This is a genomic window from Variovorax sp. 01T439_2, from assembly GCF_056398445.1.
Window position 1 is genome coordinate 1 of record NZ_JBFTPJ010000574.1, and the last position, 3907, is coordinate 3907.

Annotated in this window: 3 protein-coding genes; 2 read left to right on the plus strand and 1 reads right to left on the minus strand. The window is 63.1% G+C overall.

What is annotated here, in order from left to right; translation table 11 throughout:
• On the plus strand, nt 1-1589 hold a 1589-nt coding region (locus tag AC1DOC_RS23540; protein ID WP_478130593.1), incomplete at its 5' end, for a DEAD/DEAH box helicase family protein.
• Nucleotides 1590-1822: 233 nt separating this feature from the next.
• Here the strand turns inward: AC1DOC_RS23540 and AC1DOC_RS23545 are convergent.
• A complete protein-coding gene (locus AC1DOC_RS23545) occupies nt 1823-2248 on the minus strand; it encodes a hypothetical protein (RefSeq protein WP_478130594.1) in 426 nt (141 codons plus the stop codon).
• A 620-nt stretch (nt 2249-2868) separates the two neighbouring features.
• Between AC1DOC_RS23545 and AC1DOC_RS23550 the strand changes: the two genes are divergently transcribed.
• Complete coding sequence (locus tag AC1DOC_RS23550; protein ID WP_436287692.1) at nt 2869-3441, plus strand: helix-turn-helix domain-containing protein; 573 nt, start codon at nt 2869-2871, stop codon at nt 3439-3441.
• The last annotated feature ends 466 nt before the right edge of the window (nt 3442-3907 follow it).

Consider the following 3907-nt stretch of genomic DNA (forward strand, 5'->3'; position numbering starts at 1 on the left):
AGTGGGCGTTCCTGGCTTCCCTCCGGCCGATGGCCGCACACGACATCGAGCCGACCATCCTGCGGGCCACAAGTGGCATCCATCCGTTGGATATCACCTTCATTGACGACGAGGATCTGGCCACGCCCTGGAAGCGCAAAGGCACCGCGTCGAAGAAGCTGCCCGGAACCATGCCCCGCTCGCTGACGATGACCGTGGCCAACCTGATCTACTTCGAGAAGGCGCAACTGCCTCAGCCCCTCGCCAATCGACTGATCCGTCTGGCGGCGTTCCAGAACCCCGAGTTTTACAAGGCGCAGGCGATGCGGGTGTCGGTGTGGGACAAGCCACGGGTCATCGGCTGTGCCGAGAATTATCCGCAACACATCGCCTTGCCCCGCGGGTGTCTGGATGCCTCCCTGTCGCTGTTGCGCGAGAACGGCATCACGTGTGAGCTGCGAGACGAGCGCTTCAAGGGCCAGCCGCTGGACGTGTCGTTCGTCGGCAATCTGCGTCAAGACCAGCAGACCGCCGTCGCTGCGATGCTGCCGTTCGATGCCGGGGTGCTGTGCGCACCGACCGCCTTTGGCAAGACAGTCACCGCCGCGGCGATGATCGCCGAGAAAGGCGTCAACACGCTGATACTGGTGCATCGCACGGAACTGTTGAAGCAATGGCAGGAGCGGCTGCAGACCTTTCTGGGCGTCGGTACGGGCGTGGTCGGCACCATTGGCGGCGGCAAGGCCAAACCGACCGGCAGGATCGACATTGCCGTGATGCAGTCTTTGTCCCGCCGGGGTGAGGTGAACCCGCTGGTCGAGGACTACGGCCACGTGATCGTCGACGAGTGCCACCACGTCGGCGCGGTTTCGTTCGACGCCATCCTGAAGCGGACCAAGGCGAAATACGTGCTCGGCCTGACCGCCACGCCGTTCCGACGCGACGGGCAGCAGCCGATCATCTTCATGCAGTGCGGGCCGATCCGTCACACGGCGGCCACGCCGGCCGGGGCGCCGCACGATCTGGAGGTGGTGCCGCGGTCCCGCCATGCCCGGATCGATTTGCCGCAAGATGCCGGCATCCAGAATGTATTCCGGCATCTGGCTAACGATCAGGCGAGGACTGAAGCCATCGCAGCCGAGGTGCGCGATGCCTTCGCGCAGGGGCGCAAGATACTGGTGCTGACGGAGCGCACGGAACATCTCAACGCGATTGAAGCAGCCCTCGGCGGCCTGGGGCCGGACTTCTTCGTACTGCATGGCCGGATGTCCAGAAAGCAGCGTGCGGCGCTGGTGGCAGGCCTTGATGCGTTGGCGCCCGACGCACCGCGGGTCCTCCTGGCGACCGGCAAGTTAGTTGGCGAGGGCTTCGACCACCCGCCGTTGGACACGCTGGTGCTCGCCATGCCGGTGTCCTGGAAAGGGACGCTGCAGCAGTACGCCGGCCGCCTGCACCGGGAGCACGTCAGCAAGGCCGACGTGCGGATCATCGACTTCGTGGACACCGGCCATCCAGCGTTGCTGCGTATGTGGGATAAGCGTCAGCGCGGATACCGAGCGATGGGATATCGGACCGACGCCGATACCGTGCCGAATGAAGGCCTGTTTTGATGCGCAGATGCAGATGCAGATGCAAGTGTTTCAACTACGCTTGAATTGGAGCGGGCGCCAGTCACAATCGTCGGCGGCCGTGTGGCAGAGAGTATGACGTTGTAGATACTTCGTTGGCATCAATGTTTCTGGGTAGTAGCCCGCTCAGGGCCGTCGTTGACGATCGACGGGTTTAAGGTGCGACGTCGACGATGTGCTGGAGCAGAGCGAAGGCGACTCGCCACGAGCGTCCGTCAGTGAACCGTGGCCGTGCGCTGGTTGATCCGAACGATTTCTCCGACATGCCGCTTCAGGCCTTGGTCGGTGAAGCTYACACGCTGGCCGACGCGGAAGTCCTGCTTGTGGTGGATCTCCGGCGGCGGCCTCAGCGGCGCGGCATGCGCCGGTGAGGATGACGTGCCTGCCTGCTGATCATCGACAGGCACGACGGCCGCGTACAGCACGCTGAAGCGCTGTTTGCTTTGTTCGTCGAGCAGCGTGACCTGCCGGTCTTTCATCGCCGCGATGCGAGCCTCACGCAGCTTGCCGGTGCCCCAGTCCCAGTACTTCACCAGTTGGCCCATGTGCAACTGCGAGCGCGCCTGCACGATGCGCCTCGGGTCGGCCATGAGTTGCTCGATGACCCAGCTGAGTTGGTACAGCTCAGCGCTKGTGGCCATGGGAAGATCTTCGATCTGYTTGACRCGCATGCCCAAAYTTCYTATTTGGTGCKGCGAGTCTTGCCTCTKGGYARYGAGTTYGGMGAGAACGCCGWCAACCCRAGGCTCGCGATTTCTCCTGCCACCAGTTCCTGGAGTTTGCCGATTTCTTCGGACGACGGCGAACTTGCGTAGGCGAGCGTGAGCACAGTCAACGGGTGCAGGCCCAGAACCCGAACCAGAGCATCGATCTTCGTGAGCGTGGGAACATTCACGCCTCTCTCAAGAATGCTGACGTAAGTCCGAGATGAGACGGTGTCGAAGGCCTCCTGCGGAATGCCTACCGCGACCCGCGCAGTCCGAAAGGCGCGCGGAAAGTTGGGTGGCGGAACAGGAGGAACGCGGCGGCTTGGCACCGCCCGATTGCCACATATAGAATGGCATAGAGCTACAAAGTATATGACGAGTTATTGCGTGTCGCACTCGTCCCCGAATGCTTTGCACAAGGTGCTCACTGACCATTCTCATGTGCGAGATTCAAGATGGCCCATAGAGAGCTTGCTTCGCCTCTGCCAACGGTTCGGCCGTTGCGCCTGCCAGCGTCGGTGACGCGTGTCCGGCCGCGGCAGCCGGCGCCGGTCGTGCGCAGCCTGTCCGCGGTACGCATTGGGACGCAGGTGAGGGCACTGCGCATGGCGGCCGAGGTGTCTGGCGGCGAACTGGCCAAGACCTCGGGGATTTCTGCCTCGATGCTCTCGCGCATCGAGCGCGGTCTGGTCTCGCCTTCGGTGGAGACCCTGGAGCGTCTCGCGAATGGTCTCGGGGTGCCGGCGTCGCGGTTCTTCGGGGACCAGGCGCGGCGCACGGACTTCTGCCATGTGCGCGCAGGACATGGTGTCCTGGTCGATCGCATCGGCGCGGTGGCGGACTACCGCTACGAGCTGCTGGGCCACCTGCTGTCGGGCAACCTGTTCGTCGAGCCCTACCTGGTCACGCTGCTGCCCGGCGCCGATCCCTATGTGACCTTCCAGCATCCAGGCCTCAAGTTCCTGTACTTCTTGTCCGGGGAGGTCCGCTACCGCTATGGCGGCAGGACTGCGGAGGTGAGGGCAGGGGATTCGCTGCTGTTCGATGCAACCGCACTGCATGGGATCGAGGCCATTCAGACCCAGCCGGTCTCTTACCTGTCAGTGGTGTTCACGCTGCGAGAGTAGACTGCTCTTGGCGACGCTGCCGCGCAGCGGGGCGACGCGGATGCCCATTCGATGCTTCCCCCGCGAATTCGCTGCGTGCCGAATTCACCTCTGTGTTCGGCTCTATTTCTGGATGTTCGGCATGCCGAACACCCAGAAAGTCTCAAACGGTCGCAACAGCGGAGGTCTTCTGCTTGATGGCGCCGTGAGGAAATTCATGCAGCGGTCGTGGGCTCGCTGTGCGAATGGGGCGGATGTCGGTTTCGGTAGTCTGGACGCGGCAGTCGCAGGACGACGTCGAAACTTCGAGGGCAAAGTCCTCGTGCGGCTATGAGGGCGGGATCGTTCCGTCTACCTCCGTAATGTTCGGCATGCCGAACATTGATGGAGGGCTCCGAACTGCGATTGACCGCAACGCTCCGGAAGCGGCGAAATGGCGAGGTGAGCTCGACGCTGGAATGGCGAGGGCAACGTCCTTGTGCGGCAA